This window comes from Fusibacter ferrireducens (assembly GCF_015352425.1).
Taxonomy (GTDB): domain Bacteria; phylum Bacillota; class Clostridia; order Peptostreptococcales; family Acidaminobacteraceae; genus Fusibacter_A; species Fusibacter_A ferrireducens.
On sequence record NZ_JADKNH010000018.1, the window covers coordinates 1 to 23,856 of the forward strand.

Genomic DNA, 23,856 nt, shown 5'->3' on the forward strand with positions numbered 1-23,856 from the left:
TGAATCATGCGATCCTGTAGTCTTATAGGGTATTAATCACCGTTTCCAGTGGCTATCCCTTTGTATGGGGCAGGTTACCCACGCGTTACTCACCCGTCCGCCGCTTTCCTTGTCTTCTCTTCGACCGAAGTCTCCGTTCCAACAATTCTCGCTCGACTTGCATGTGTTAGGCACGCCGCCAGCGTTCATCCTGAGCCAGGATCAAACTCTTAATTATAATCCTTTTTTGCCCAGCTTTCGCTTAGCTCTTTTGTTTTGTCTTTACAACAAAACGTTTCCGTTGTCTTTCGACTTTATCACTTGTTTCTGTTAAGCAACTTCCACCATCAAGATGGCTTCCGTAAGCTCAAAGAATTGCGTGTTTTAATTCATTTGCGCTATTCAATTTTCAAGGTCCTGTGTTGTCGCTCCATTGCTATTTCAACCATTAAGGCGTTCATCCAATGTGCGACAGCTATATCAGTATAGCAGTTATATCTTGCTAAGTCAACAACTTTTTTTAAGTTATTTTCTTTCGCTTGTTTTGCTCTTGTCGCTTCGCTGTGAGGCAACTTGTTTATAATACTAAATATCCTTGTTGCTGTCAACTCTTTTTTTATTTTTTATAGTGACAAATACTTTGATACCCACTGACATAAATAATAAACACTTTTCTACTTGCTTTTTTGAAGACATTTTTCGTACGTTTTTACTGTCCAAGTCTGTCCTCGTGTACAACACTGTTCTGAAAGCTTTTCAGCAGTACCTACATTTATATCCATTATTGCCCTGACAATATTTTCAATTCACAATTTCGTTGAAATCATTGTCTGACACTGCCTTGCACTCGTTCTCATTCAATCGCTTTGGGCAGACTGTGCATTTTTAACTCGATCCTGGACTAAAAATCATGCTGGTAATAAAAAACCGTTCAGCTTCATTACAGCACAAACGGTTTTTCTTCTTTATAAAAACTATATTTAGATTTTACTACTTAATTGGTTTCATCGTTGGGAATAAGATGACATCTCTAATCGTTGTAGAATTTGTCAACAGCATGATCATACGGTCAACGCCAATTCCCAATCCACCTGTTGGTGGCAAGCCTACTTCAAGCGCATTGACAAAGTCGTTATCCATCATATGAGCTTCCTCATCCCCAGCTTCTCTTTGTTTAAGTTGCTCTTCAAAACGTTCTTTTTGATCGATTGGATCATTGAGTTCAGAAAACGCATTTGCGATTTCCCAAGTGTTTACAAATGCTTCAAATCTATTTGTAATTTCAGGATTATCAGGATTTCTCTTTGCAAGTGGCGAAACTTCAACAGGATGATGCAAGACAAATGTAGGTTGAATCAAGTCCATCTCACAGAATTCTTCAAATGCCAAGTTCACCAAGTGACCTTTTTTCATGTTTTTATCTACATCTAGATGCAATTGATCTTTTGCCACTTTTCTTGCTTCTTCATCAGAATCAAATGCATAGAAGTTAACACCTGTTTTCTTCTCTACTAAATCATGCATAGAAGCTCTGATCCACGGTGGTTTAAAGTCAATTTTAGTGCCTTGATAGTCAATTTCTGTTGTGCCGTGTACTTGCTCACAACAAAAAGCAACAACGTTTTCAGTCAATTTCATCATATATTCATAATCTTCATATGCAGCATAGAGCTCAACCGCAGTATACTCAGGGTTATGCTTCATGCTCATACCTTCATTTCTGAACATCTTGCCCATTTCATATACTTTGTCAAAACCACCAACGATTAATCGTTTAAGGTATAATTCATTTGCAATTCTCATATACATATCAATATCTAGCGTATTGTGATGTGTAATGAAAGGTTTTGCAGAAGCACCGCCAGCAATCGTACTCAATATAGGCGTATCCACTTCTAAGAACCCTTCTTTATCAAAATAATCTTTCATTGCTTTGATGATCTTAGATCTCATGATAAATTTATCTTTAACTTCTGGGTTTACAATTAAATCAACATATCTTTGTCTGTAGCGGATATCTTGATCTTTAAGACCATGCCATTTTTCAGGTAATATTTGTAATGATTTGCTAAGTAAAATAACTTCTTCAGCTCTAACTGAAATCTCATCCTTTTGAGTTCTAAATACTTTACCGCCAACGCCTACAATATCACCAATATCATAGGTTTTAAAAACCTCAAATACGTCTTCACCAATTGCGTCTTTTCTGACATACGATTGAATTCTACCTTCACTATCGAGAATATCAATAAACGAAGCTTTACCCATATCGCGTTTTGCCATAATTCTGCCTGCCACGCGAACGTTTTGCCCATCCATCTCTTCAAAGTTCTCAATGATCTCCTTACTGAAATGCGTTCTATCATATTTCTCTATCTTAAATGGATCTTGTCCCATTTCTCGCAATTTTGCAAGTTTTTCACGTCTAATCTGTAATAATTCATTCAAATTTTCCATTCGCTCATCCTCCAATTATTCTATTTTCAGTTAATTATAGTACATTAAAAATCTAAAGTCAATTTGCTTGAAATGCTCTTATAATAATGGTTTTAACCATTTCAGGATCATCCGCTCTATTGATCTCGTTTTTAAATGCATTTGCATGCTTTAAACCTTTAAAATACCAAGCTGCATGTTTCCTCATTTCAAGAGTGCCTATCTTGGAACCTTTATATTTTAACAACAACTCAAAATGCTTAAGTGCAATATTGCTCTTCTCTTCCATTGTGGGCTTCTCAATACTTTCACCAGATTTTAAAAAACTAGCAACTTCTTTCAATAGCCAAGGATTCCCTTGTACCCCTCTGCCAATCATAATGCCATCGCAATGGGTTATTGATTTCATACGCATGGCATCATCAACTGAAAAAACGTCACCATTTCCAATAACAGGTATTTTAACTGCTGATTTAACAGCTTTTATGATTTCCCAATCCGCTTCGCCATTATACATCTGAGCTCTTGTTCTTCCATGAATTGCAATGGCTGAAACGCCACTTGCTTCTGCCATCTTTGCAAACTCAACAGCATTAACATTTTGCTCATCCCATCCTTTTCGAAACTTAACCGTCACAGGTTTAGAAGAGTGTTTTACTGCTGTCTTAAGAATCTGCTCTGCCAATTTAGGCGTTTTCATCAGCGCCGATCCTTCACCATTATTCACAATTTTGGGTGCAGGACAGCCCATGTTAATATCCAAGATATCGTTGTTATGCTGATTCAATTCACCCATAACCGCTTCTAATTTTTCACAGTCTTTCGTAAATATTTGAAGTGACATTGGTCTTTCTGCTTCAAGAATTTCCATAACTTTATGTGTTTTTTTGTCCTTATAATAAAGAGCTGAAATGCTTACCATCTCTGTAACCATTAACCCCACACCAAAATCTTTACAGATCAATCTAAAGGCAAGATCTGTCACACCTGCCATAGGTGCTAGTATTACATCGTTTTCAGTTTGAAAACTTCCAATTTTCATCCATGACTCTCTTTCCGTAAAATCAAAGCTTTATTTTTTAGTTCTATTCATATGATAGATGAAATTTAATCCTTCGAGTGTTAAAAATCTCTCCACGTGATCAATAGAATCAGACTCAGTTGAAATCAAGGTTGCCAGCCCACCTGTTGCAATTACTTTGATATCTCCGCCTCCAAGTTCTTCCTTCATCTTTGCTACTAAATAATCTACACTGCCTACATAACCGTATATGATACCTGCTTGAATACTCTGAGTTGTATTCTTACAGATCACTTTATCGGGTTTCACAAGTTCAACGTGAGTTAACTTAGCTGCACGTTGAAATAGGGCGTCCGAAGATATTTTAATCCCTGGCAAAATAGCCCCACCAAGATATTCACATTTTTCATTGATGGCACAAAATGTCGTTGCTGTTCCAAAGTCTACGATTATTATTGGCCCACCAAACTTTTTAAACCCTGCAACTGCATTTACGATTCTGTCAGCACCTACTTGTCTTGGATTATCATACTTGATATTCATACCCGTTTTAATTCCTGGGCCAATTACGATTGCTTCTCTCTCACAATACTTTGAGGACATATGCTGAAGCGAATACATCACATGCGGTACGACAGAAGATATGATAACATCATCTACATCTTTTAGAGACAAATTTTCATATGCAAACAATTGATTGACAAATATGCCAATTTCATCAGCGGATTTGGCATTATCTGTGGCCATTCTCCAGTGCGTGATTAATTCATTGTCCTTAAAAACACCAAGTACAATGTTTGAGTTTCCTACATCAAATGCTAATAACATTTTTCCTCCTGTTGATTTTAGACATATCCATTAATGCCTCGAACAGATACTTCTCCATAATATATGGCCTCATTAGAACCATCGCTATTTTTAACGATTAAATTGCCATCCATATCTATATCTAACGCAAAAGCTTTTTTCCTTGTATTACCTGATATAATTTCAACATCTTTATTCAAAGTAATCGATTTTCTTCTATTGTATTCTATCACAGGTCTAAAATCATTTTCGTTAACGAATTGATTATAATATATTTCAAATTTTTCTACAAACAATTTTATAATATTTAATCGATTAATCCATTGGTTGTTGAGCTCAAGGCTAAGTGAAGTGGCCTTCTCTTGAATTTCAGCATCAAATTGACGTGTATTGACATTCACGCCAATCCCAAGCACTAAATAATTAATATGGTTAAGTTCCGCGTTGAGTTCAGTGAGAATACCACATACTTTCTTGCCATTGACCACAATATCATTAGGCCATTTAATTGCCGTTTCTATCCCCGTTTCAATCTCTATGGCTTCACTCATGGCCGCAGCAGCCATAAGAGTAATTCGAGATGCTAAATCAGGAGCAAAATCTGGTTTTAATAGTAAACTCATCCAAATGCCTGCACCTTTTTCTGAGTCCCATTGTCGCCCTAATCTGCCTCTACCTTTTGTCTGTTCATTTGAAACAATCAAGCATTGTTGAAATTCCAACCCATTACCTATACTCTTGGCCTTTTGATTCGTTGAGTCAATTGTGTCAAAGAAAAAACACTCTTGAACGAGCGAACACTCTTTCAGAGCATATTTTAATTCAACTTCATTCAGTTCTTTGACATCAGAGACTAAGCGATAGCCCTTATTGGTCACTGAAGATATTTCATAGCCTTCACTTCTCAACATGTTTATATATTTCCAGACCGACGTTCTCGAGACATTGAGTTGTTTACTAATCTCTTCTCCAGAGACGTATTCACCTTGTTTAGCTCTTAATAAACTCATAATTTCAGCTTTCACAGTATCACTCTTTTCGCATATAATTTCGTTATTATTATAACATATCTGACGTCACACAAAAAGCAAAAGGAACGCTTTAAATTTTATGTAAAACTAAAGCATTCCCCTTGTATTTCTTATAAAATTTCATTTATATCCCGAAATCTATACGCATCTTATCTAGCAGTTAAACTGCCCTGTCATAGATTTTATTTCCTCTGATAACTGTTTAATTTCTTCAATCATTGCAATGGTTTTATCGCTTTGAGCTTTTTGAATATTAATGCGTTCAGCCATTTGATCTGATGTCCCGGCTGTTTCTTGAATAGTTTCAAGCATATTTTCCATCATTTCATTGATCTGAGCAGATGCAGCTGCTTGTTCTTCAGTGACTGCACTAATCTCATCCACGGATTCAGCCGCTTTTTTAGAATCTTCTAATATTTCATTAATTTGTCCAACTGTTTTTTCAGATTCTGAAACGACATTTTCTAACATCTCAGAGGTGCTTGAGAACATGCCTGACGTATCTTTGATATCATTTTGGATCTCCTTGATAATTGTCGTAATGCTCTCAGCTGACTTATTAGACTGATCTGCGAGATTTCTAATCTCCCCTGCAACAACTGCAAAACCACGACCAGCATCTCCTGCTCTTGCAGCTTCAATCGCCGCATTTAATGCCAATAGATTGGTTTGATTTGCAATCTCCATAATGGTGTCCGTGATACTGCCAATATCCACAGCCGATTTTTCAAGCGATCTGATTCGAGTTTCAATCATTTCATATGAATTGAAAGTTTTCTGCACGAGTCCTGCCGTATTCGACATCATCTCTACGCCTCTTGATGCAAAATCAACATTATTCTTTATAAGAACGTTTAATCTTTCTGTGTTCAAGGCAACGTTTTCTGATCCTTTTGCCATCTCTTCAACAGCACCAACTACTTTTCTAGATAATTGAATATCATCATGAGCCGTCTCTTTGAGTTCATCCGCGTTTTTGATAATCATCGTCATTTCATTGCGTGTTTCTTCTGAAGCGTTTACAAGTGTATACGTTGTTTCATCCAAAACATTAGTCGATGTTTTTAAACGCATGATAATTTCTTTAAAGGCCTCAATCATAACCATGAAAGATCTTGCTAAGTCGCCAAATTCATCTTTTCTGGCAAAAGTTTTTTCATCCATATGAACGGTGAAATCACCACCAGATGCAATGAGTGCACTATCAGAAACCCTCTGAAGTGGCGTTGTTACGTATTGAGAAAGCACCACGGATACGATCAATCCCAATACAGTTGCGACCAATAATATCGTTGTAAAAATCGCAGTTAACAAGTGAATTTGAGCATAGGCCTTTGCAGCTGGCACTTGAATCACTACCCCCAAATTGACACCTTCAAGTTGTTGATAAGATGTCAAGTAGCTTTCACCATCAGAGGTGTACTCCACTGACCCACGTTCTCCAGCAAGACCTCTTTTAAAAGGTTCTAGCTCAGAGAAATCTTTATCTTGCTGTGCGATAAACATGTCACTATTGGAATGCGCTACAATCTTACCTTCTTGGCTCACAATAAGGGCTTCAAAATCCGTTGGCAAAACCAAATTTTGAACTGCCAAATTAAATTTTTCAAGTGAAATTTCACCGATTAAAACCCCCGTTACTGAACCACTTCGGTCATAAATAGGAATGGCCTGTTGAATCAAATTGCCTTGACCATTTTCGGACTGAATGATATTAGAATAGGTTAAATTGCCATTTAATGCCTCTCTAAAATGTGGTGTGTCTATTGCATCCAATTTCCCCACAGTTGAAAATATTGCTTTTCCTTTTGAATCATACACTTCGATGCTTGCCAACAAATCATATTCATCTTGTACATTCACAAACATGGATTTAACTAAAACCGGCTGTAAGTTTTGTACATAATCCACTTGAGACAAAATGGTTAAAACTTTGCCTACACTATTTAATCGATTTTGTATTGAAGACTCCAACGTATTTAGAATTACTTCGTTATTAGAATAGATATCTTTTTCCACATAAGTTCTAAACTGATTAAAAATCACCGCACCAGTGATAAACACAGGTAATATAATACAAATTACTAAAATAATTGCGAGTCGCTTTCCAAATTTAGAATTTAATACTTTTAATTTGCTAATTCTTTTGTGAGCAACCTTTGATTTTTCTTGCTTTTCCTTTGTGAGTTTTTTTCTAGTTTTTCGATCAGACCCCACATCTGATTTTTTTAATGCTTTTGTTTTTACTTTTCCCATTAATCACGCCTCCATCATAAATACTTACCTACTTGTCATTATAAAGGTTTTTTTCTGAAAATTCAAACAAATGCTAGTATTGAAAAAAAATAAATTATTTCAATGTTTTTTGTATTGTACTCTAATATTTACTTCAACATCCTTATGTCATCTCATTTTTCTATTAAAAAAAAAAAGCTGACCCCTGTTCGAGTCAGCTTTTTTGGGTCAGCTTTATATTGATATTTTTGATTTTAAAATCCAGAGAAAAGGGATAATAGCACTCCAGCAGATACTGCGGAACCTATTACACCAGCAACATTTGGGCCCATTGCATGCATGAGCAGGAAGTTGCTTGGGTTCTCTTTCTGTCCAACCACTTGTGATACCCTTGCTGCCATTGGTACCGCAGATACCCCGGCAGAGCCAATCAGTGGATTTACAGGATCTTTTGTAAATTTATTCATAACCTTTGCAAGGATTACACCTGCGGATGTTCCAATACCAAATGCAACAACCCCAAGACATACAATTGCAAGTGTCTGTAAATTTAAGAATGCCTCTGCAGTTGCTGTTGCCCCTACAGTTACACCGAGGAATATCGTTACTATATTCATCATGGCATTTTGTGATGTCTCAGATAGACGTGCTACAACACCGGATTCCTTGAATAAGTTCCCTAACATGAGCATCCCAATAAGTGCAGCTGCCGGTGGTACGATCATTGAAACAATCAACGTTACAAGAATTGGGAAAAGTAACTTTTCAAGTCTCGATACGGTTCTAAGCTGTTTCATTTTGATCATACGCTCTTCCTTTGTGGTGAAGAACTTCATGATTGGCGGCTGAATAACAGGCACAAGTGCCATATAAGAATATGCTGCCACCGCGATGGATCCCATCAAATGTGGTGCTAATTTTGAGGACAAGAAGATCGCGGTTGGACCATCTGCCCCACCTATAATCCCTATGGATGCCGCTTCAGGTGGTGTAAACAATCCTGAAGCAATGGCACCTAAAAAGGTGACAAATATACCGAATTGTGCTGCCGCACCAAGTAGTAATGATTTTGGATTTGCAATTAGCGGTCCAAAGTCTGTCATCCCGCCTACGCCTAAGAAGATCAGTGGTGGAAAGATCCCCAAGTGGTCCCCTTGATACAAGTAGTAAAGCAATCCCCCTGGTTGATCATGTCCAACCGGTGGTGCCATCAACCCCGCAAGTGGTAGATTAGTCAAAAACATACCAAATGCAATAGGTACAAGTAATAATGGTTCGAATCCTTTCTTAATTGCCAAGTAAAGCAATAAAAAAGATACTAAGATCATACCGACTTGACCCCAAGTGATTGCACTAAAGCCTGTACTCATATAAAAATCTTTTATCGTTTGAATCATAGTGCATCTCCTTTCAATTAATTATCTTTGGATACTATCCAATAACAATTAACACATCCCCTGAATTTACTGATGCACCTTTATTGACATTAATTGAAACGACTTTTCCAGCACTTGGTGCCATAATTTCGTTCTCCATTTTCATTGCTTCTAGAATTGCAAGTACATCCCCTGAATTTACTGCATCTCCTACTGCTACCTTGATGTCAAGTACTGTGCCTGGCATTGGTGCAGTGATTGTTTCGCCACCCGTTGCACTCGCTGGAGCTGCCGCTGGAGCTGCTTTTGGTGCTGGGGCTGCCTTTGGAGCAGGTGCCGCTGCTGGTGCAGAAGCTCTCTGTACTGGTCTTGGTGATGGTGTGCTCACACCACCTATTTCTTCCACATCTACTTCATATGTTTTCCCGTTCACGGTGATATTAAACTTTTTCATAAATAAGATTCCTCCATTAATTATTAATGTACTCCATTAACGCTTCTATTGAGCTGTTAAAATCTTGAATTCATAACATCACTTCTACCTGCACGTCCCCATACGGGCGTTTCATCATTGATACGTGTGATATTGGTCACAATGATGTTGTGCATTGAGGTATTGAGCGATGCTGCAATGGCTGCTGTGATCACAGCAATTAACGCTTCGTCTTCTTCTTCGTTCACAGTCGTTTGAGCTGGTGCTTTTGGAGCAACTGCCTCTGTTACTGCTGGCTTAGAGCCCCCTTCAACTGCTCTTATTATTCTCGACATCAGCGCTGTTAAGGCCCATATCAAAATAAGTGCAACGAATGTAATCCCCATGCCAAGCAAAATAACGTATAGTGTTGCCATCATTTTATCGCCTAACGTCATTTGAGCGAAGGTTTCAGCATGCTTAAAATTTTCTAAAATTTGCATCTTTTCACCTCTTTATAATTATATAATCACAAAATGATTATAAAGGAATATTGCCATGTTTTTTAGCAGGTCTCGTTTCTCTCTTAGATGCCAACATATCAAATGCATCTGCAAGTCTTGGTCTTGAAGCCGATGGTTCGATGACATCATCCACAAAACCTCTCTCTGCCGCTTTATATGGCGTTGCAAATTCATCTGTGTATTCTTGAATCACTCTTGCTCTTGTTGCCACAGGATCTTTGGCTTCTTTGATTTCGCCTCTGAAGATGATGTTAGCAGCACCTTGAGGTCCCATAACTGCGATCTCTGCTGTTGGCCATGCCAATACAAGGTCTGCGCCTAAGTCTTTAGAACACATTGCTAGGTATGAACCACCATATGCTTTTCTAACGATCAACGATACTTTAGGTACAGTTGCTTCAGAATAAGCGTAAAGCATTTTTGCGCCATGTCTGATGATACCACCGTACTCTTGCTCAGTACCTGGTAAGAATCCTGGAACGTCAATGATATTTAATAATGGAATATTAAACGCATCACAAGTTCTGATGAAACGAGCGGATTTATCTGAAGCACTTACATCTAAACATCCAGCTAAGAACTTAGGTTGATTTGCAATAATACCAACAGATTGGCCATTGATTCTTGCAAAACAAGTAATAATGTTTTTAGCGAAGTATGGTTGATACTCTAAATAATCACCATTATCCACAACTGCTTTGATGATATCAAACATATCATAAGGTTTATTTGGATTGTCTGGCATAAGATCATTTAATGATTCAACGATTTCGTTGACATCGTGATCACAACCGTATACAGGAGCAGTCTCCATATTGTTTGATGGTAAGAAGCTTAATAATCTTCTAATTTCGAGAATACAGTCTTCATCATTGTTTGCAATGAATTGAGCAACACCACTTACAGAGTTGTGAGTCATTGCACCACCAAGTGCTTCTGCAGTAACTTCTTCCCCAGTTACTGTTTTAATAACTTGTGGACCAGTGATGAACATTTGAGATGTTTTGTCTACCATGAAGATAAAGTCTGTTAATGCTGGTGAATAAACTGCACCACCTGCACAAGGTCCCATGATAGCTGTGATCTGTGGAATAACGCCTGAAGCTAAAGTGTTTTTGTAGAAGATTTTACCGTATCCGGATAAAGCATCTACTGCTTCTTGAATTCTTGCGCCACCTGAATCGTTAAGACCTACGATTGGCGCGCCAACTTTCATTGCATTATCCATTGCTTTACAAATTTTTGCTGCATGCATTTCACCGAGTGATCCCCCTACAACTGTAAAGTCTTGTGAATATGCATATACAAGTCTGCCGTCTACTTTGCCGTAGCCGATTACAACGCCCTCTGCAGGTGCGTCTACTTTTTCCATGCCGAAATTAGTACATCTGTGTTTTACATATGCATCTAATTCAACAAAAGTGCCTTCATCAAAAAGCAAATCTAATCTCTCGCGGGCAGTTAATTTACCTGCATCGTGTTGCTTATCAATACGTTTAGCACCACCGCCAGCTAGAATCTTAGCTTTTCTCTGTCTTAAATCATCCAATTTATTGATAGACATTTCAAAACCTCCAAGTTGTGATTTATTTTCTCTCGCATAATTCAACTAAAACTCTGTGTGAACTCTTAGGATGTACAAATGCAATTTTTGCTCCGCCTGCACCATATCTTGGTTTTTCGTCAATCATTTTCATCCCTTTTGATTGCATGTACTCAATTGCTTCTTCAATATCTTCTACTTTAAAAGCAATATGCTGTATGCCTTCACCATTTTTTTCGATGAACTTTGCAATTGGACCATCTTCTGATGTTGATTCTAATAATTCTACTTCTGTGTCGCCTACTGGTAGGAAAGCAACTTTTACCTTTTGTTCTTCAACAACTTCTGAACCTTGTAATTCGAGACCTAAAACATCTTGATAAAACTTGATCGTCTCATCTAAGTTTTTAACTGCAATACCAATGTGATCTACTTTTAAAGCTTTCATAAAAACCTCCGTTAGTTAAGTTGATTTTAACAACATCTCTGTTTTTTGTAAATAAATTAAATAAATACTTTCGCACATATACCTTATTTAAAATAAGCATTTAGTGCTTTTTCGAATTCTAAATAATGTATAGTTTCACTTTCTTCTTATTTCGTCACTTGCAAATGTCATGTGCAAAATAGAATGCTCTATTGTTATCTCGAACGCGATCAGTATATTCTGAACGCCATAAGAATCAAATTTAGCGGTTTTATAAATACACTATAATTTGTTCGCTACTTTAATAATACATCCATTTTTCCTAAAATTTCTTCCACAACTGAATACGGATCCACTTGACGTTTCACGATTTTTTCAGAGTAAAAATCCAATATTTCTTCCCGATTGGATTTGTCTAGAATTGCTTTTTCAACCCGCTCTTTTACAAGCCCTACCACTTCACTCTTTGCATTTTCAGTTCTGCGTTTTTCAAACTTTCCGCTGGTAACCATATGCGTTTTATGTTCGTGGATGGCTTCTAGTAGTTCCTCTATTCCCTGATTTTCAACAGCAACAACCATTTTTACTGGTGGTCTCCACTCAGCATCTTTATTAAAGTCAAGCATCATGTCTATTTCTCTAGCCGTTCTTTTAGCCCCATCACGGTCTGATTTGTTGACTGCAAAAACATCTCCAATTTCCATGACGCCTGCTTTTATTGCCTGAATATCATCACCTAAACCCGGTACCATAACCATTAAAGTGGTATCGCAGTTTTTAACAATATCTATCTCCGATTGACCGACGCCAACTGTTTCCACAAAAATATAATCTGATCCATAAATATCTAAAACTTTAACTGCTGCACTCGTCGCTTCAGAAATACCGCCTAAATGCCCTCTAGCGCCCATACTTCTTATGAACACTCCAGAATCTAAATTGAGGTCATTCATTCTTACACGGTCACCTAAAATCGCGCCACCTGTAAAAGGAGATGTCGGATCTACGGCAATGATTGCAACGGTCTTACCTTGTTTTCTCAAAGCTTTTGCCAGTTTGTCTGTTAGAGTACTTTTACCCGCACCTGGAGGACCAGTGATACCCACAATATAGGCATTACCACTTTTTGAATACAATCTCTTAAGAATTTCTAAAGCCTCTTGGTCTTTATTTTCTATAAGTGTAATCAGTCTTGCAGCAGCCCTTTTGTCTTTCTCTAAAATACGTTTTTCGATATCCATAGCGACTCCTATATCTTTTATCATTTGTTGAATGTCTACCTATTATTAAAGATATCCAAAATTCAGTGAGGTGTGGCACCTCACTGAATTTTAGTATTTATGCTCTTTTAATATTTGCTCTGATGTAGTCAATCGTAACTTGAGTTGGAGTTCCCGGTGTAAACACTTCTGATATGCCACTTGCCTTTAAGCCTGGGATATCTTCGTCAGGAATAACGCCACCGCCAACAATTAGTATATCTTCTGCATTTTCTGCTTTAATCAGCGACGCAACCTTTGGCAACAAAGTATTGTGTGCACCAGATAAAATACTGAGTGCAATGCAATCAACATCTTCTTGAATTGCAGCGTTTACAATTTGTTCAGGTGTTTGGCGAAGTCCTGTATAAATAACTTCCATACCTGCATCTCTCAATGCTCTTGCGATAACTTTTGCGCCTCTATCATGTCCATCTAATCCTGGTTTAGCAACTAAAACTCTAATTGGTCTATCCATTTTAATCCTCCTAAATATCCATCAAAATTAAAGATTTACTGATTGTTGGTATTCACCAAACACTTCTCTCATAACACCACAAATTTCCCCTAATGTACCATAGCTTCTTACTGCTTCAAGGATAAATGGCATAACGTTTTCAGTACCTTCACATGCTGTTCTAAGTGCAGCTAATGCAGCATCCACTCTTGCATTATCTCTTTCAGCTCTCAATTTAACAAGGTTGGCTTTTTGCATTTCACCTACTGAAGGATCAACTCGGAGTAAGCCTTTTGGTGCTTCTTCTTCGATTTGATATTTGTTCATACCAACAACGATAATCTCTCCTGTTTCAACTTTCTTTTGATAGTCGTAAGAAGCATCCATGATTTCTTGTTGAATGTATCCCATATCAATTGCTTTTGGAGCGCCACCGATTTCATCAATTTTCTTGATGTATTCCATAGCTTGGTCTTCAATTTCTTTCGTTTTTGCTTCAATATAGTAAGAACCTGCTAATGGATCAACCACATCTGTAACACCACTTTCGTTGGCGATGATTTGTTGTGTTCTAAGAGCAACTCTTACAGATGCTTCAGTTGGCAACGCAAGTGCCTCATCTTTAGAGTTAGTATGAAGTGATTGAGTGCCACCAAGAACTGCTGCAAGTGTTTGAACTGCAACTCTTACGATGTTGTTGTCAGGTTGTTGAGCAGTTAATGTAGAACCACCTGTTTGTGTATGGAACTTAAGTGCCATAGACTTAGGATTTTTAGCGCCAAATCTTTCTTTCATAATTTTAGCCCATAATCTTCTTGCCGCTCTATATTTAGAAACTTCTTCTAATAAATCATTATGTGCATTGAAGAAGAATGACAATCTAGGTGCAAAAGTATCCACATCAAGACCTGCTTTGATTGCCGCTTCTACGTATGCGATACCATCTGCTAATGTGAAACCAACTTCTTGAGCCGCAGTAGAACCCGCTTCTCTAATATGGTAGCCTGAAATAGAAATTGTATTCCATAGCGGTACATCTTTTGAACAGAATTCAAAGATATCTGTGATCAATCTCATAGACGGCTCTGTTGGGAAGATGTAAGTACCTCTAGCAATGTACTCTTTTAAAATATCATTTTGGATTGTACCTCTTAATTTATCAGAAGGAACACCTTGCTTTTCTGCAACAGCAATGTACATTGCAAGTAGCACAGATGCAGGTGCATTGATTGTCATAGAAGTAGAAACTTTATCTAGTGGAATGCCATCAAATAAGATTTCCATATCTGCTAATGAGTCAATTGCAACACCAACTTTACCAACTTCACCTTCAGATAAAGAATGATCTGAGTCGTAACCAATTTGGGTTGGAAGGTCAAATGCTACGGACAAACCGCTTGAACCTTGCTCAACAAGATATTTGTATCTTTGGTTTGATTCTTGTGCAGTTGCAAAACCTGCATACATTCTCATTGTCCAGAATTTTCCTCTGTACATTGTGTTTTGAACACCACGAGTATATGGGAACTGACCTGGTAATCCTAAGTCGTTCATGTAATCCATATCTTCAATATCAGCTGGTGTGTAGTATCTCTTTACTGGAGAACCTGATCCTGTTGTAAATTCAGCTTTACGTTCAGGACGTTTTTGCAAGCTTTCTTGCGTTTTCGCATTTTCTTTCTCTACTGCTTCTTTTAAAATAGAAATTTGATCCTTGTTAAACATCTTTTTAAATCCTCCTTATCATGACCGCAATATGGCATTAACCTCTATAACAATACCATAAATCATGTCAAATTTCATTGTTTTTATCAAAGTATAATTGTATACTTTTCCAACCATTTAATTAAAATTACCTATTTCTTCATTGAACCCGTTGCAAGAAATCTTGCATGCCATGAAAGTGCTTCATCCATGAGATGACTTTCATGTTTGAACTTTGTTTGCTCAGCTCTGTCCAAATAATCTGTTAGCATTTCTTTGTAATCCGGATGCGCACAGTTTTCTATAATGGCTCTAGCACGTTCTCTCGGAGAGAGCCCTCTTAGGTCAGCCAGACCTTGCTCTGTTACCACAACTTGAACATCGTGTTCCGTATGATCCACATGTGATGCCATTGGGACTATAGAAGATATATCCCCATTTTTAGCATTTGAAACCGTTGTAAATATAGAAATATAGGCATTTCTAGTATAATCTCCTGATCCACCAAGACCATTCATCATTCTAGACCCCATAATATTAGTAGAATTAACATGTCCATATATATCAATTTCAATTGCCGTATTGATAGAGATGACGCCTAATCTTCTTGCAACTTCTGGATTATTGCTAATTTCCATTGGTCTCAATACACAGTATTTGGCATAATGCGCCATGTTTTCGTTAAGTCTCTTCAACCCTTCTTCTGAAGGTGTAAAGGAAGTTCCAGATGCAACCGTCACCTTACCAGCATCGATTAAATCAAACATAGAGTCCTGAATAACTTCCGTATAGCAAGTGAGATTTGTAAAGTTCGAATCCACTAAACCACCTAAAACTGCATTTGCAACTGAGCCAACACCAGATTGAAGCGGCAATAAGTTTTCTGGCAATCTGCCTGCTTCAACTTCATTTTCTAAAAATTTGATAATATGTTGTGAGATTTTTCTTGAATCCTCATCTATAGCACCAAGCGGTCTCACTTTGTCTGTAATATCAGTTTCTACAATTGCCACGATTTTAGCAGGATCACATGGAATGTAAGTTGTTCCTATGCGATCGCCTGATTTAGTAATTGGAATAGGCTCTCTGAACGGCGGTTGTTGTGTCATATAAATATCGTGAACGCCTTCTAGATGCATAGATTGAGATGTGTTGATTTCAACGATAACTTTCTTTGCATTTTTAACAGCTTGTGGTGATACGCCCACTGATGTTGATGGAATGATACCGCCATCAGCATTGATTGCAATCGCTTCAACGATCGCTATATCTATATCACCGAAGAAACCATAGTCCATATATTGTGATACATGGCTTAGATGCATATCAGCATATTTTACTTCACCATTGTTAATTGCATTTCTCATATTCGAATTCGTTTGATACGGGAATCTTCTTTTGATCACCCCTGCATCTGTCAGCGCACCGTCAAGCTCAGGACCCACAGATGCACCTGTAATCAATGTTATTTCAATTTTTTCACCATTTTTTGCGCGTTCAGCCAAAGCGAGCGGCACTGCCTTTGGATATCCTGAAGGTGTAAAACCGCTTGTTGCTACGGTATCACCATCATTGATAAATTTTGCTGCGGCTTCAGCCGTTGTCACTTTTGATAATAAAGCTTCACTTCTTATGCGCTCATTAGCCATAATTATGCCTCCTAAACTTACTTTTGTTTTATCAGCAGTATGCTCAAATGATCATTTTAAATGCAAAATCACATACTCTATTTTCATATACTCTATTTTCACATACTCTATTTAAGATTAAGTATTATGCTCTAATACTCATATACTTCCAATCCATAAAAACAAAAAAACCAAATAACCATCTTTTATTTAAAAGATTGGCTATTTGGCTCAACATTACTAGTTCTTGAGATAAAAGGTTTTTTTATCTCGCTTAGCAAAATGGATCAATACCCTCTAAACACTATTTAATTTCAAATTTGCACTCGAATTAATCTTCGTTGTAGTCTTCACCACTTTCACAAATTTGCTTGTATTTTTCAGCGCAAGTTTTTACAGCGGATATAATCGCTTTTCTCGCACTACCATAATAATGCTTTTTGAATTTTTTTTCAATAGTTTCTATATCATTTACATTCGTACCCACTAAAATTTTTTTTACAAACCCTTTCGCGAGTTCTGTTGCAAGTGAACAATCCGAATCTATGATAACACCTGAATTTCTCTCTATAATCAAGCCTACCGCAATAACTGAGTACAGTTCTTTAGCAGTTATTCCCTGAGGAAGCTTAGCATAACCTGTAATCAGAATTTCATTTGTGTCCATGAAAGACCTCCTAATCTATGACGCTTTTAAGCATATTATATCACATACTCACGCGCTTACATAGGTAGGGAGTGAAGAATAATTGTGAATATTACCATTCCAAGAAGTGCAAACGGATAAGTCGCACCATATCCTGCCGCTGGATCATCCGAACCCACCGCTTCAACTGCCGCACCAAGACCTGGAGTCGATGTCATACCACCACAGATCGCACCTGAAAGCATAATCCAATTAATTTTGAAAACATATCTTCCAATGATGTAACCCACCATCATTGCCACAACGCCAACTACTAATGATACAATTGCAAGATTGATGCCCGGACCCGCCAATGCATCTACCACTGCAAAACCATATCTCAATCCAACGATTGCAAGGAAGAACACAAGGGATACTTCTCTTATAACGCCAAGGATTTTGCCATTCATTCTGAAACTGATAAATCCTAATTTGCCAATATAACCTAAGATTAACGAACCGATCAATGCACCGCCTGTTGCCCCTAAACTAAATTTCCCAAGTCCAATAAAACTTAAATCAAGCGTCAATAGGCCAATCGTATATCCAAAGAAACATGCAAATACAAATCCAATCATATCAAAAGAAACTTCTGGAATTTCTTTGCCCGTTTTACCTGCTCGCGCTTCTGACATTTCACGGGTAAATTCCACTTTTTCTTTCTCTACATCTATTCTAAAGATTTTAGGGAAGAAATTCATCGCAATGATAACGATGAGCACGCCAAATGGATATCCAATGGCATGTCCTACCCCAATGCCTGCTGCAGCATTTTTAATATATTGAGTTTTTTGTTCTTCTGTCAATGTTGTCACTGTAGCAGGATCTAAATTCTTATCCATTATTTTTATAAATTTTGCTTTTTCTTCTGCTGTCATTGCATCAAATTTTTCGATCTCACCATTTGCATGCTTGGTAGCAGTTTCAATTGCCGCAGCAAGTCCCGGTGAACTTGTCAGTGCGCCTGTATAAACACCCGATATCTCGTAAGGATTTTGCCCTTTAAATACAAAGGTCATACCATACGTTGCACCAGCGCCTAAAAGTGTAATAATAAATCCCATGACGATAAATTTAGCGCCATATTTTTTAAGAACGACATTGATGTCTTTTGCTGCAAGTAATCCAACTGCAACAACAAATAATACCAAAAATAAAGTAAAAAATCCTTTGTCAACAACGCCTGCTTTTATAAGCGCCGATGCCGACTTGTAAGCTGTATCCTCTTCACCCACTTTTTTTGCAAAGTTTAACATGAACCAGCCTATAGGAAGACCAGTAAACAAGGCGCCTGAAGTTCCAAAGTTAAACTTTCCAAACTTAATTTTTCCGAACAGAAGACCCGTAACGACTGTGACGAACATCAAGATAAACGGATCCATCAACCACTTCATGTAATCAAAACTCATAACTTTTTGCCCCTTTTCATTCCATATTTTAGTTAACGAATCTTGAATGCCCCTAGTGCACTTCATAGGTAAAAAAGTGGGAACTTTCCGCTATGAAGAACATGCAGACAATAAAAAAGGCATAGCAAATGAATGCTATGCCGCAGTATCAATACGTGTCGATGATGGGAAACCACCGAATATTGGTTTGGCGCAGTTTGTTAACTTAATAACATTATAACATAAGTTATCTGAAATATAAATCATTTTCAATATTTTTTTTGCAAAATAATATTGAGCCAATACTGCTCCCTATGGTCTTTACGCGCATCTTCAGTCTTCCACATTTCCAAAACGTTGAAACCATCCACTTTTGCCATCATTTTCTCGAACTTTTGCTCATCAAAGTCATTAAAATAGCGACCATGTCTGAATATTTCGGATTCACCATATTTGAAAGATAAGTAAATCACGCCTTCAGATTTTAGGGCGGCTTCACAGTTTTTTAGTGTCTCTAGGATTTCTGTCTCTTTAAAATGCAAAAAAACAGCACTTGCCCATATTGCGTCAAACTCATTTTGATAGCGCATATTTCTAGCATCCACAAGCAATACCTCGTTGCTCAACAAGATTTTACCGCGCATTACAATTTCCTCAGCAAAATCTATAGAGACTACTTTAAATCCTCTTTTGTAAAACTGTAAGCTATCTCGTCCTGATCCAAAACCAATATCCAGAATTTTCTGCCCGCTTTTAAGATACAAATAAAACTTGTCATAAATTGGCTTCAAATCCACATTGAGTGTATTACTTATAAATTCTTTCGCATGCTTGTTGTAATATTGCTTAATCAATTGAAGCACCCCCATTTATAGACCCCCAAATTACACGGTTATTTTGTTAATATTATAACAAAATATTGTCATGGGCATCTATTTTTTCTGGTATTTTGCTCTTTCCGTTTCATATAAATTATCACCATCAGCATCTATCACAACAATTGCAGGCAAATCTTCAACTACTAATTTGCGAATCGCTTCAGGACCTAAATCTTCATATGCAATTACAGTGCTCTCTTTAACCGCATTGGCAATCAATGCGCCTGCACCACCAATAGCTGCAAAGTAAATAGCTCTATGGTTTTTCATACCGTCTACGACAGTCTGATTTCGCTCACCTTTTCCAATCATCCCCTTTAATCCAAGTGCCAGTAGGGGCTCTGTGAGGTCATCCATTCTGTAACTCGTTGTTGGCCCACACGATCCGATCACTTCGCCCGGTTTTGCGGGTGCCGGTCCCACATAATAAATAATTTGACCTTCAACTTCAAAAGGCAGTGATTCACCTTCTTCTATTGCTTTTACAAGTCTCAAATGCGCTGCATCTCTCCCTGTGTATACCGTTCCTGAAATAAGCACTTGATCTCCAGATTTCAAACGGTTCACCACATCATTTGTAAGTGGTGTCGTCAATCTAATTTTACTCATCTCAGCCTCCTATATCACAGTTTCTAAATGTCTTGATGCATGACAATTGATATTTACAACCACTGGAAGTCCGGCAATATGTGTTGGGTAAATTTCTACATTAACACCTAAAGCGGTGGTTGTTCCCCCCAGTCCTTGTGGTCCAATCCCCAAATCATTGATTTGTTCAAGCAATCTCTCTTCAAGCGCTTTAATGTGTTCATGTTCACTTGCAGATTCCAAGTCACGCATCAATGCCTTTTTAGCAATTTGTGCCGCTTTGTCTATCGTGCCACCGATACCTACGCCAACCACAATCGGAGGACATGGGTTTGGACCTGCTAGCGAAACCGTCTCCACCACAAATGATTCAACACCTTTAATACCATCAGAAGGTTTGAGCATTTTGGATCTTGACATATTTTCACTGCCAAAACCCTTTGCAGCAAGTTTGATCTTAACTTGATCGCCAGCGACAATATCATAGTAAATAACGCCAGGTGTGTTATCTTTAGAATTTTGTCTAATCAAAGGATCTGATACGACTGATTTTCTAAGATAACCCTCTCCATAACCTCGTCTGATCCCCTCGTTAATGGCTTCAGATATGTCTCCACCGACCAATACGACTTCTTGTCCCACCTCGACAAAGGCAATGATCATTCCTGTATCTTGACAAATTGGAACTTGTTTATCAGATGCAATTTTCGAATTCTCTATTAAATCCAGAATAATGGCTTTTCCAATCGGGGATGCCTCTGTCTTATAGTTGTCTTCAAATGATTTTTTTATATCTGCACCAATATAATAATTCATATCCACGCACATTTTCTGCACGGCTTCCCTAATGATTGACACATTTATTTCTCTCATACAACCTCCTGCCATCTATTTTTCATTGACGCGTTTTAAAAATTTCTCTGCATCAATAACATAACGGCCATGCGTGCCTTCACCAATCTTCTCTTTTTCATCAAACGCTTCAACTGCAAACGTCAACTTCTTCCCTTCAATTTCAGTGATTGTTGCAATCGCCTTAACTTTCATATTCATAGGGGTTGCAGCCATATGCTTTACATTTACAAAAGTACCCACTGTGGATTGACCTTCTGGCAATCCCATTTCAGCACATTTTAGTGCCGCATTTTCCATGAGACCGATCATCATCGGTGTGGAGAAAACAAAAATACTGCCACTTCCAAATGCTGCTGCGGTGTGTTTTTCTTCGACAATCAATTCCGACGTAAATTGATCACCAATTTTTAATGTCATATTTTCACCTCCTTTGCCCTTTATTCTATAATAAAAAAAGGCCCTCTGACAAGAAGCAATTTCGAAAACGATATTTGAACAACATTTGAGCCATCTCCAGATGACTCAAAACGATTTTCGCTGACGCTGCTTTCGGCTCAAATCTTGTTGTTTTAATTAAAAAAACCAGCCCTGAAAAGGACTGGTTCTTCATCATTAACTAACTCTTATTTTTATCATTTTCTAAAGTGATTTCTTCCTCTTTAGCCGCTTCGAAGATAGAAGCTTTATCCTCATTTATTTCTTTGAATTTTTCGTTGAGCTTATCGTATGCTGCTTTTTCTCTTTCTTCAAGTTCTTTAGCAACACGTTTTTCTTCCTCAACCTTTGTGCGTTGACTGGTTATTTTTTCATTGAGCACATCCATACCTTGCTCAAATGCTAACCTAAATTCATCGCCACTGATGGTTTCGTACTTAAGAAGCGCTTCTGCAATTACATGTAGCTTATCTAAGTTTTGCTCTAACATCGTTCTGGCTTTATCGTAAGAGTTATCAACAATATTTCTGACTTCTCTATCAATTTCAGCAGCAACGTGCTCAGAATAATTCTTCATTGACGTAAAATCACGTCCTAAGAAGACTTCATCTTCAGTGTCATAACTCATAGAACCTAAATTATCACTCATGGCATATTTAGTAACCATTGCACGAGCGACTTTAGTCACTCTTGAAAGATCGTTTTGAGCGCCTGTGCTGATATCATCCAAAATAAGACTTTCAGCAACTCTTCCACCTAGAAGAATAATCAATTCTTTTTCCATACTTTTCTTAGTGGCATAGCTTCGATCTTCTTCAGGTAACTGCATTGTAAAACCACCTGTTCTGCCCCTTGGAATAATCGTCACTTGATGCACTGGATCTGTATCTGGCAAAAGTTGAGCGAGTACAGCGTGACCTGCTTCATGATAAGCTGTCAATTTGCGTTCTTTTGGACTTACGAGTTTACTTTTCTTTTCAACACCTGCAATCACTTTGATGATTGCTTGCTTGATCGTTTCCATGCGAATGACTTTATCATCATTTCTTGCTGAGAGTAAAGCGGCTTCATTCATGACATTTTCAAGATCTGCAGGGGTAAACCCTGGTGTACTTTGTGATAATATTTGGTAATTTACATCGTCTGATGTCGGTTTGTTTTTCGCGTGAACTTTTAAAATTTGTTCTCTTTCACGAATATCTGGCACACCGATCATAACTTGACGATCGAATCGACCTGGTCTGAGTAGAGCCGGATCCAAAATGTCCGGGCGATTTGTTGCCGCAATGATGATAATGCCTTGATTGTCACCAAAACCATCCATCTCTACGAGCAATTGATTTAATGTTTGTTCTCTTTCATCATGGCCACCGCCTAAGCCAGCACCACGTTTTCTACCAACAGCATCAATCTCATCAATAAATACAATACAAGGTGAATTTTTCTTAGCTTCTTCAAACAAATCCCTTACTCTAGAAGCGCCGACACCGACGAACATCTCAACAAAATCTGAACCAGAAATTGTATAGAACGGTACTCCAGCCTCGCCAGCACATGCTTTGGAAAGATAGGTTTTACCAGTTCCAGGAGGTCCCACCATGAGAATCCCTTTTGGAATTCTCGCACCAAGCGCTAAATATTTCCTTGGATTTTTAAGAAAGTCCACGATTTCTTGCATTTCTTCTTTTTCTTCTTTTAAGCCTGCAACATCAGCAAAAGTGATCTTTTTCCCACTATCCTTCACCATTTTTGCTCTGCTCTTGCCAAAAGACATAACTCTTGAACCGCCACCTTGGGAATTCTGCATAAATACAAACCAAAATACCACAATTAACAAAATCATGATAATTGTCGGTAAAATCTCAATAAAGAAAGGTGTATTCGCAGGTGGAACTCCTGTTATTTTTTTACCTTCAAGTTCACTAATTTTTTCACCTGTGATCGGTGACAGCATACTCGGTATATAGGTTTCAAATAGTGTTTGATCACTCAATTGACCTGTGATCTTGTTGCCATCGATACTAAGTGATTGTATTTGATCGCTGCCCAACTTATCATTGAACTCATTGTAGCTGAGTTCAACTGATTTAACCACACTATTTTTAGTCATCATAACGAGTATTAAAATCCCTATGAATATCGCAATATATATCGATGCATTTTTTAGATTTTTATTCATAGCACCCTC

21 protein-coding genes and 1 rRNA gene are annotated in these 23,856 nt (G+C 37.8%); all 22 read right to left on the reverse strand.

Annotated features, from left to right (window positions below; translation table 11 throughout):
• Positions 1-217 (reverse strand): 16S ribosomal RNA (locus ISU02_RS21080); the annotation flags it as partial.
• Between the two features lie 752 nt (positions 218-969).
• Positions 970-2,436 (reverse strand): lysine--tRNA ligase, encoded by a 1,467-nt coding sequence (gene lysS, locus ISU02_RS21085; protein WP_207736473.1) that lies wholly within the window; start codon positions 2,434-2,436, stop codon positions 970-972.
• Positions 2,437-2,494: 58 nt separating this feature from the next.
• A complete protein-coding gene (gene dusB / locus ISU02_RS21090) occupies positions 2,495-3,457 on the reverse strand; it encodes a tRNA dihydrouridine synthase DusB (RefSeq protein ID WP_194703834.1) in 963 nt (320 codons plus the stop codon).
• A 30-nt stretch (positions 3,458-3,487) separates the two neighbouring features.
• Entirely contained in the window at positions 3,488-4,264 is a 777-nt protein-coding gene (locus tag ISU02_RS21095) for a type III pantothenate kinase (RefSeq protein ID WP_194703835.1), read from the reverse strand.
• Between the two features lie 17 nt (positions 4,265-4,281).
• Entirely contained in the window at positions 4,282-5,268 is a 987-nt protein-coding gene (locus ISU02_RS21100) for a biotin--[acetyl-CoA-carboxylase] ligase (RefSeq protein WP_207736474.1), read from the reverse strand.
• Positions 5,269-5,427: 159 nt separating this feature from the next.
• Positions 5,428-7,530, reverse strand: a complete 2,103-nt coding sequence (locus ISU02_RS21105; RefSeq protein WP_194703837.1) for a methyl-accepting chemotaxis protein — start codon at positions 7,528-7,530, stop codon at positions 5,428-5,430.
• A gap of 233 nt (positions 7,531-7,763) precedes the next feature.
• On the reverse strand, positions 7,764-8,906 hold the full coding sequence (locus ISU02_RS21110) for a sodium ion-translocating decarboxylase subunit beta (protein ID WP_194703838.1): 1,143 nt from the start codon (positions 8,904-8,906) through the stop codon (positions 7,764-7,766).
• Positions 8,907-8,940: 34 nt separating this feature from the next.
• Positions 8,941-9,339: a biotin/lipoyl-containing protein gene (locus ISU02_RS21115; protein WP_194703839.1), complete on the reverse strand. Its 399-nt coding sequence runs from the start codon at positions 9,337-9,339 to the stop codon at positions 8,941-8,943.
• Between the two features lie 56 nt (positions 9,340-9,395).
• Entirely contained in the window at positions 9,396-9,800 is a 405-nt protein-coding gene (locus tag ISU02_RS21120; protein WP_194703840.1) for an OadG family protein, read from the reverse strand.
• Between the two features lie 37 nt (positions 9,801-9,837).
• On the reverse strand, positions 9,838-11,385 hold the full coding sequence (gene mmdA, locus ISU02_RS21125) for a methylmalonyl-CoA decarboxylase subunit alpha (protein WP_194703841.1): 1,548 nt from the start codon (positions 11,383-11,385) through the stop codon (positions 9,838-9,840).
• 22 nt (positions 11,386-11,407) lie between these two features.
• Positions 11,408-11,812, reverse strand: a complete 405-nt coding sequence (mce, locus tag ISU02_RS21130) for a methylmalonyl-CoA epimerase (RefSeq protein WP_194703842.1) — start codon at positions 11,810-11,812, stop codon at positions 11,408-11,410.
• A 275-nt stretch (positions 11,813-12,087) separates the two neighbouring features.
• The gene (gene meaB / locus ISU02_RS21135; RefSeq protein ID WP_194703843.1) at positions 12,088-13,032 is read right to left on the reverse strand and encodes a methylmalonyl Co-A mutase-associated GTPase MeaB; all 945 of its coding nucleotides are present in this window, start codon (positions 13,030-13,032) and stop codon (positions 12,088-12,090) included.
• Positions 13,033-13,129: 97 nt separating this feature from the next.
• Complete coding sequence (locus ISU02_RS21140) at positions 13,130-13,528, reverse strand: cobalamin B12-binding domain-containing protein (RefSeq protein WP_194703844.1); 399 nt, start codon at positions 13,526-13,528, stop codon at positions 13,130-13,132.
• 27 nt (positions 13,529-13,555) lie between these two features.
• Positions 13,556-15,232, reverse strand: a complete 1,677-nt coding sequence (locus ISU02_RS21145) for an acyl-CoA mutase large subunit family protein (protein ID WP_194703845.1) — start codon at positions 15,230-15,232, stop codon at positions 13,556-13,558.
• 131 nt (positions 15,233-15,363) lie between these two features.
• Positions 15,364-16,860 (reverse strand): acetyl-CoA hydrolase/transferase family protein, encoded by a 1,497-nt coding sequence (locus tag ISU02_RS21150; RefSeq protein WP_194703846.1) that lies wholly within the window; start codon positions 16,858-16,860, stop codon positions 15,364-15,366.
• 310 nt (positions 16,861-17,170) lie between these two features.
• Positions 17,171-17,506 (reverse strand): DUF3870 domain-containing protein, encoded by a 336-nt coding sequence (locus ISU02_RS21155; RefSeq protein WP_194703847.1) that lies wholly within the window; start codon positions 17,504-17,506, stop codon positions 17,171-17,173.
• Positions 17,507-17,562: 56 nt separating this feature from the next.
• Positions 17,563-18,933, reverse strand: coding sequence for an aspartate-alanine antiporter-like transporter (locus ISU02_RS21160; RefSeq protein ID WP_194703848.1), 1,371 nt, complete (start codon positions 18,931-18,933; stop codon positions 17,563-17,565).
• A 248-nt stretch (positions 18,934-19,181) separates the two neighbouring features.
• A complete protein-coding gene (locus ISU02_RS21165; protein ID WP_194703849.1) occupies positions 19,182-19,781 on the reverse strand; it encodes a class I SAM-dependent methyltransferase in 600 nt (199 codons plus the stop codon).
• 63 nt (positions 19,782-19,844) lie between these two features.
• Complete coding sequence (locus tag ISU02_RS21170) at positions 19,845-20,399, reverse strand: Fe-S-containing hydro-lyase (RefSeq protein WP_194703850.1); 555 nt, start codon at positions 20,397-20,399, stop codon at positions 19,845-19,847.
• 9 nt (positions 20,400-20,408) lie between these two features.
• Positions 20,409-21,251, reverse strand: a complete 843-nt coding sequence (locus tag ISU02_RS21175; RefSeq protein ID WP_194703851.1) for a fumarate hydratase — start codon at positions 21,249-21,251, stop codon at positions 20,409-20,411.
• A 15-nt stretch (positions 21,252-21,266) separates the two neighbouring features.
• Positions 21,267-21,650, reverse strand: a complete 384-nt coding sequence (locus tag ISU02_RS21180) for a thioesterase family protein (protein WP_194703852.1) — start codon at positions 21,648-21,650, stop codon at positions 21,267-21,269.
• Positions 21,651-21,849: 199 nt separating this feature from the next.
• Positions 21,850-23,847 carry an ATP-dependent zinc metalloprotease FtsH gene (gene ftsH / locus ISU02_RS21185; protein WP_194703853.1) on the reverse strand — a complete coding sequence of 666 codons (1,998 nt, stop codon included), beginning with the start codon at positions 23,845-23,847 and terminating at the stop codon, positions 21,850-21,852.
• Between the last annotated feature and the right edge of the window lie 9 nt (positions 23,848-23,856).

Coding starts and splice junctions, on each gene's coding strand:
- ISU02_RS21175 (WP_194703851.1), bottom strand. CDS start 21,251: ATGAGAGAAATAAATGTGTCAATCATTAGGGAAGCCGTGCAGAAAATG.
- mce (WP_194703842.1), bottom strand. CDS start 11,812: ATGAAAGCTTTAAAAGTAGATCACATTGGTATTGCAGTTAAAAACTTA.
- ISU02_RS21105 (WP_194703837.1), bottom strand. CDS start 7,530: ATGGGAAAAGTAAAAACAAAAGCATTAAAAAAATCAGATGTGGGGTCT.
- ISU02_RS21150 (WP_194703846.1), bottom strand. CDS start 16,860: ATGGCTAATGAGCGCATAAGAAGTGAAGCTTTATTATCAAAAGTGACA.
- ISU02_RS21155 (WP_194703847.1), bottom strand. CDS start 17,506: ATGGACACAAATGAAATTCTGATTACAGGTTATGCTAAGCTTCCTCAG.
- meaB (WP_194703843.1), bottom strand. CDS start 13,032: ATGGATATCGAAAAACGTATTTTAGAGAAAGACAAAAGGGCTGCTGCA.
- ISU02_RS21165 (WP_194703849.1), bottom strand. CDS start 19,781: ATGGGGGTGCTTCAATTGATTAAGCAATATTACAACAAGCATGCGAAA.
- dusB (WP_194703834.1), bottom strand. CDS start 3,457: ATGAAAATTGGAAGTTTTCAAACTGAAAACGATGTAATACTAGCACCT.
- ISU02_RS21120 (WP_194703840.1), bottom strand. CDS start 9,800: ATGCAAATTTTAGAAAATTTTAAGCATGCTGAAACCTTCGCTCAAATG.
- ftsH (WP_194703853.1), bottom strand. CDS start 23,847: ATGAATAAAAATCTAAAAAATGCATCGATATATATTGCGATATTCATA.
- ISU02_RS21160 (WP_194703848.1), bottom strand. CDS start 18,933: ATGAGTTTTGATTACATGAAGTGGTTGATGGATCCGTTTATCTTGATG.
- ISU02_RS21095 (WP_194703835.1), bottom strand. CDS start 4,264: ATGTTATTAGCATTTGATGTAGGAAACTCAAACATTGTACTTGGTGTT.
- ISU02_RS21110 (WP_194703838.1), bottom strand. CDS start 8,906: ATGATTCAAACGATAAAAGATTTTTATATGAGTACAGGCTTTAGTGCA.
- ISU02_RS21145 (WP_194703845.1), bottom strand. CDS start 15,232: ATGTTTAACAAGGATCAAATTTCTATTTTAAAAGAAGCAGTAGAGAAA.
- ISU02_RS21170 (WP_194703850.1), bottom strand. CDS start 20,399: ATGAGTAAAATTAGATTGACGACACCACTTACAAATGATGTGGTGAAC.
- ISU02_RS21115 (WP_194703839.1), bottom strand. CDS start 9,339: ATGAAAAAGTTTAATATCACCGTGAACGGGAAAACATATGAAGTAGAT.
- ISU02_RS21180 (WP_194703852.1), bottom strand. CDS start 21,650: ATGACATTAAAAATTGGTGATCAATTTACGTCGGAATTGATTGTCGAA.
- lysS (WP_207736473.1), bottom strand. CDS start 2,436: ATGGAAAATTTGAATGAATTATTACAGATTAGACGTGAAAAACTTGCA.
- mmdA (WP_194703841.1), bottom strand. CDS start 11,385: ATGTCTATCAATAAATTGGATGATTTAAGACAGAGAAAAGCTAAGATT.
- ISU02_RS21140 (WP_194703844.1), bottom strand. CDS start 13,528: ATGGATAGACCAATTAGAGTTTTAGTTGCTAAACCAGGATTAGATGGA.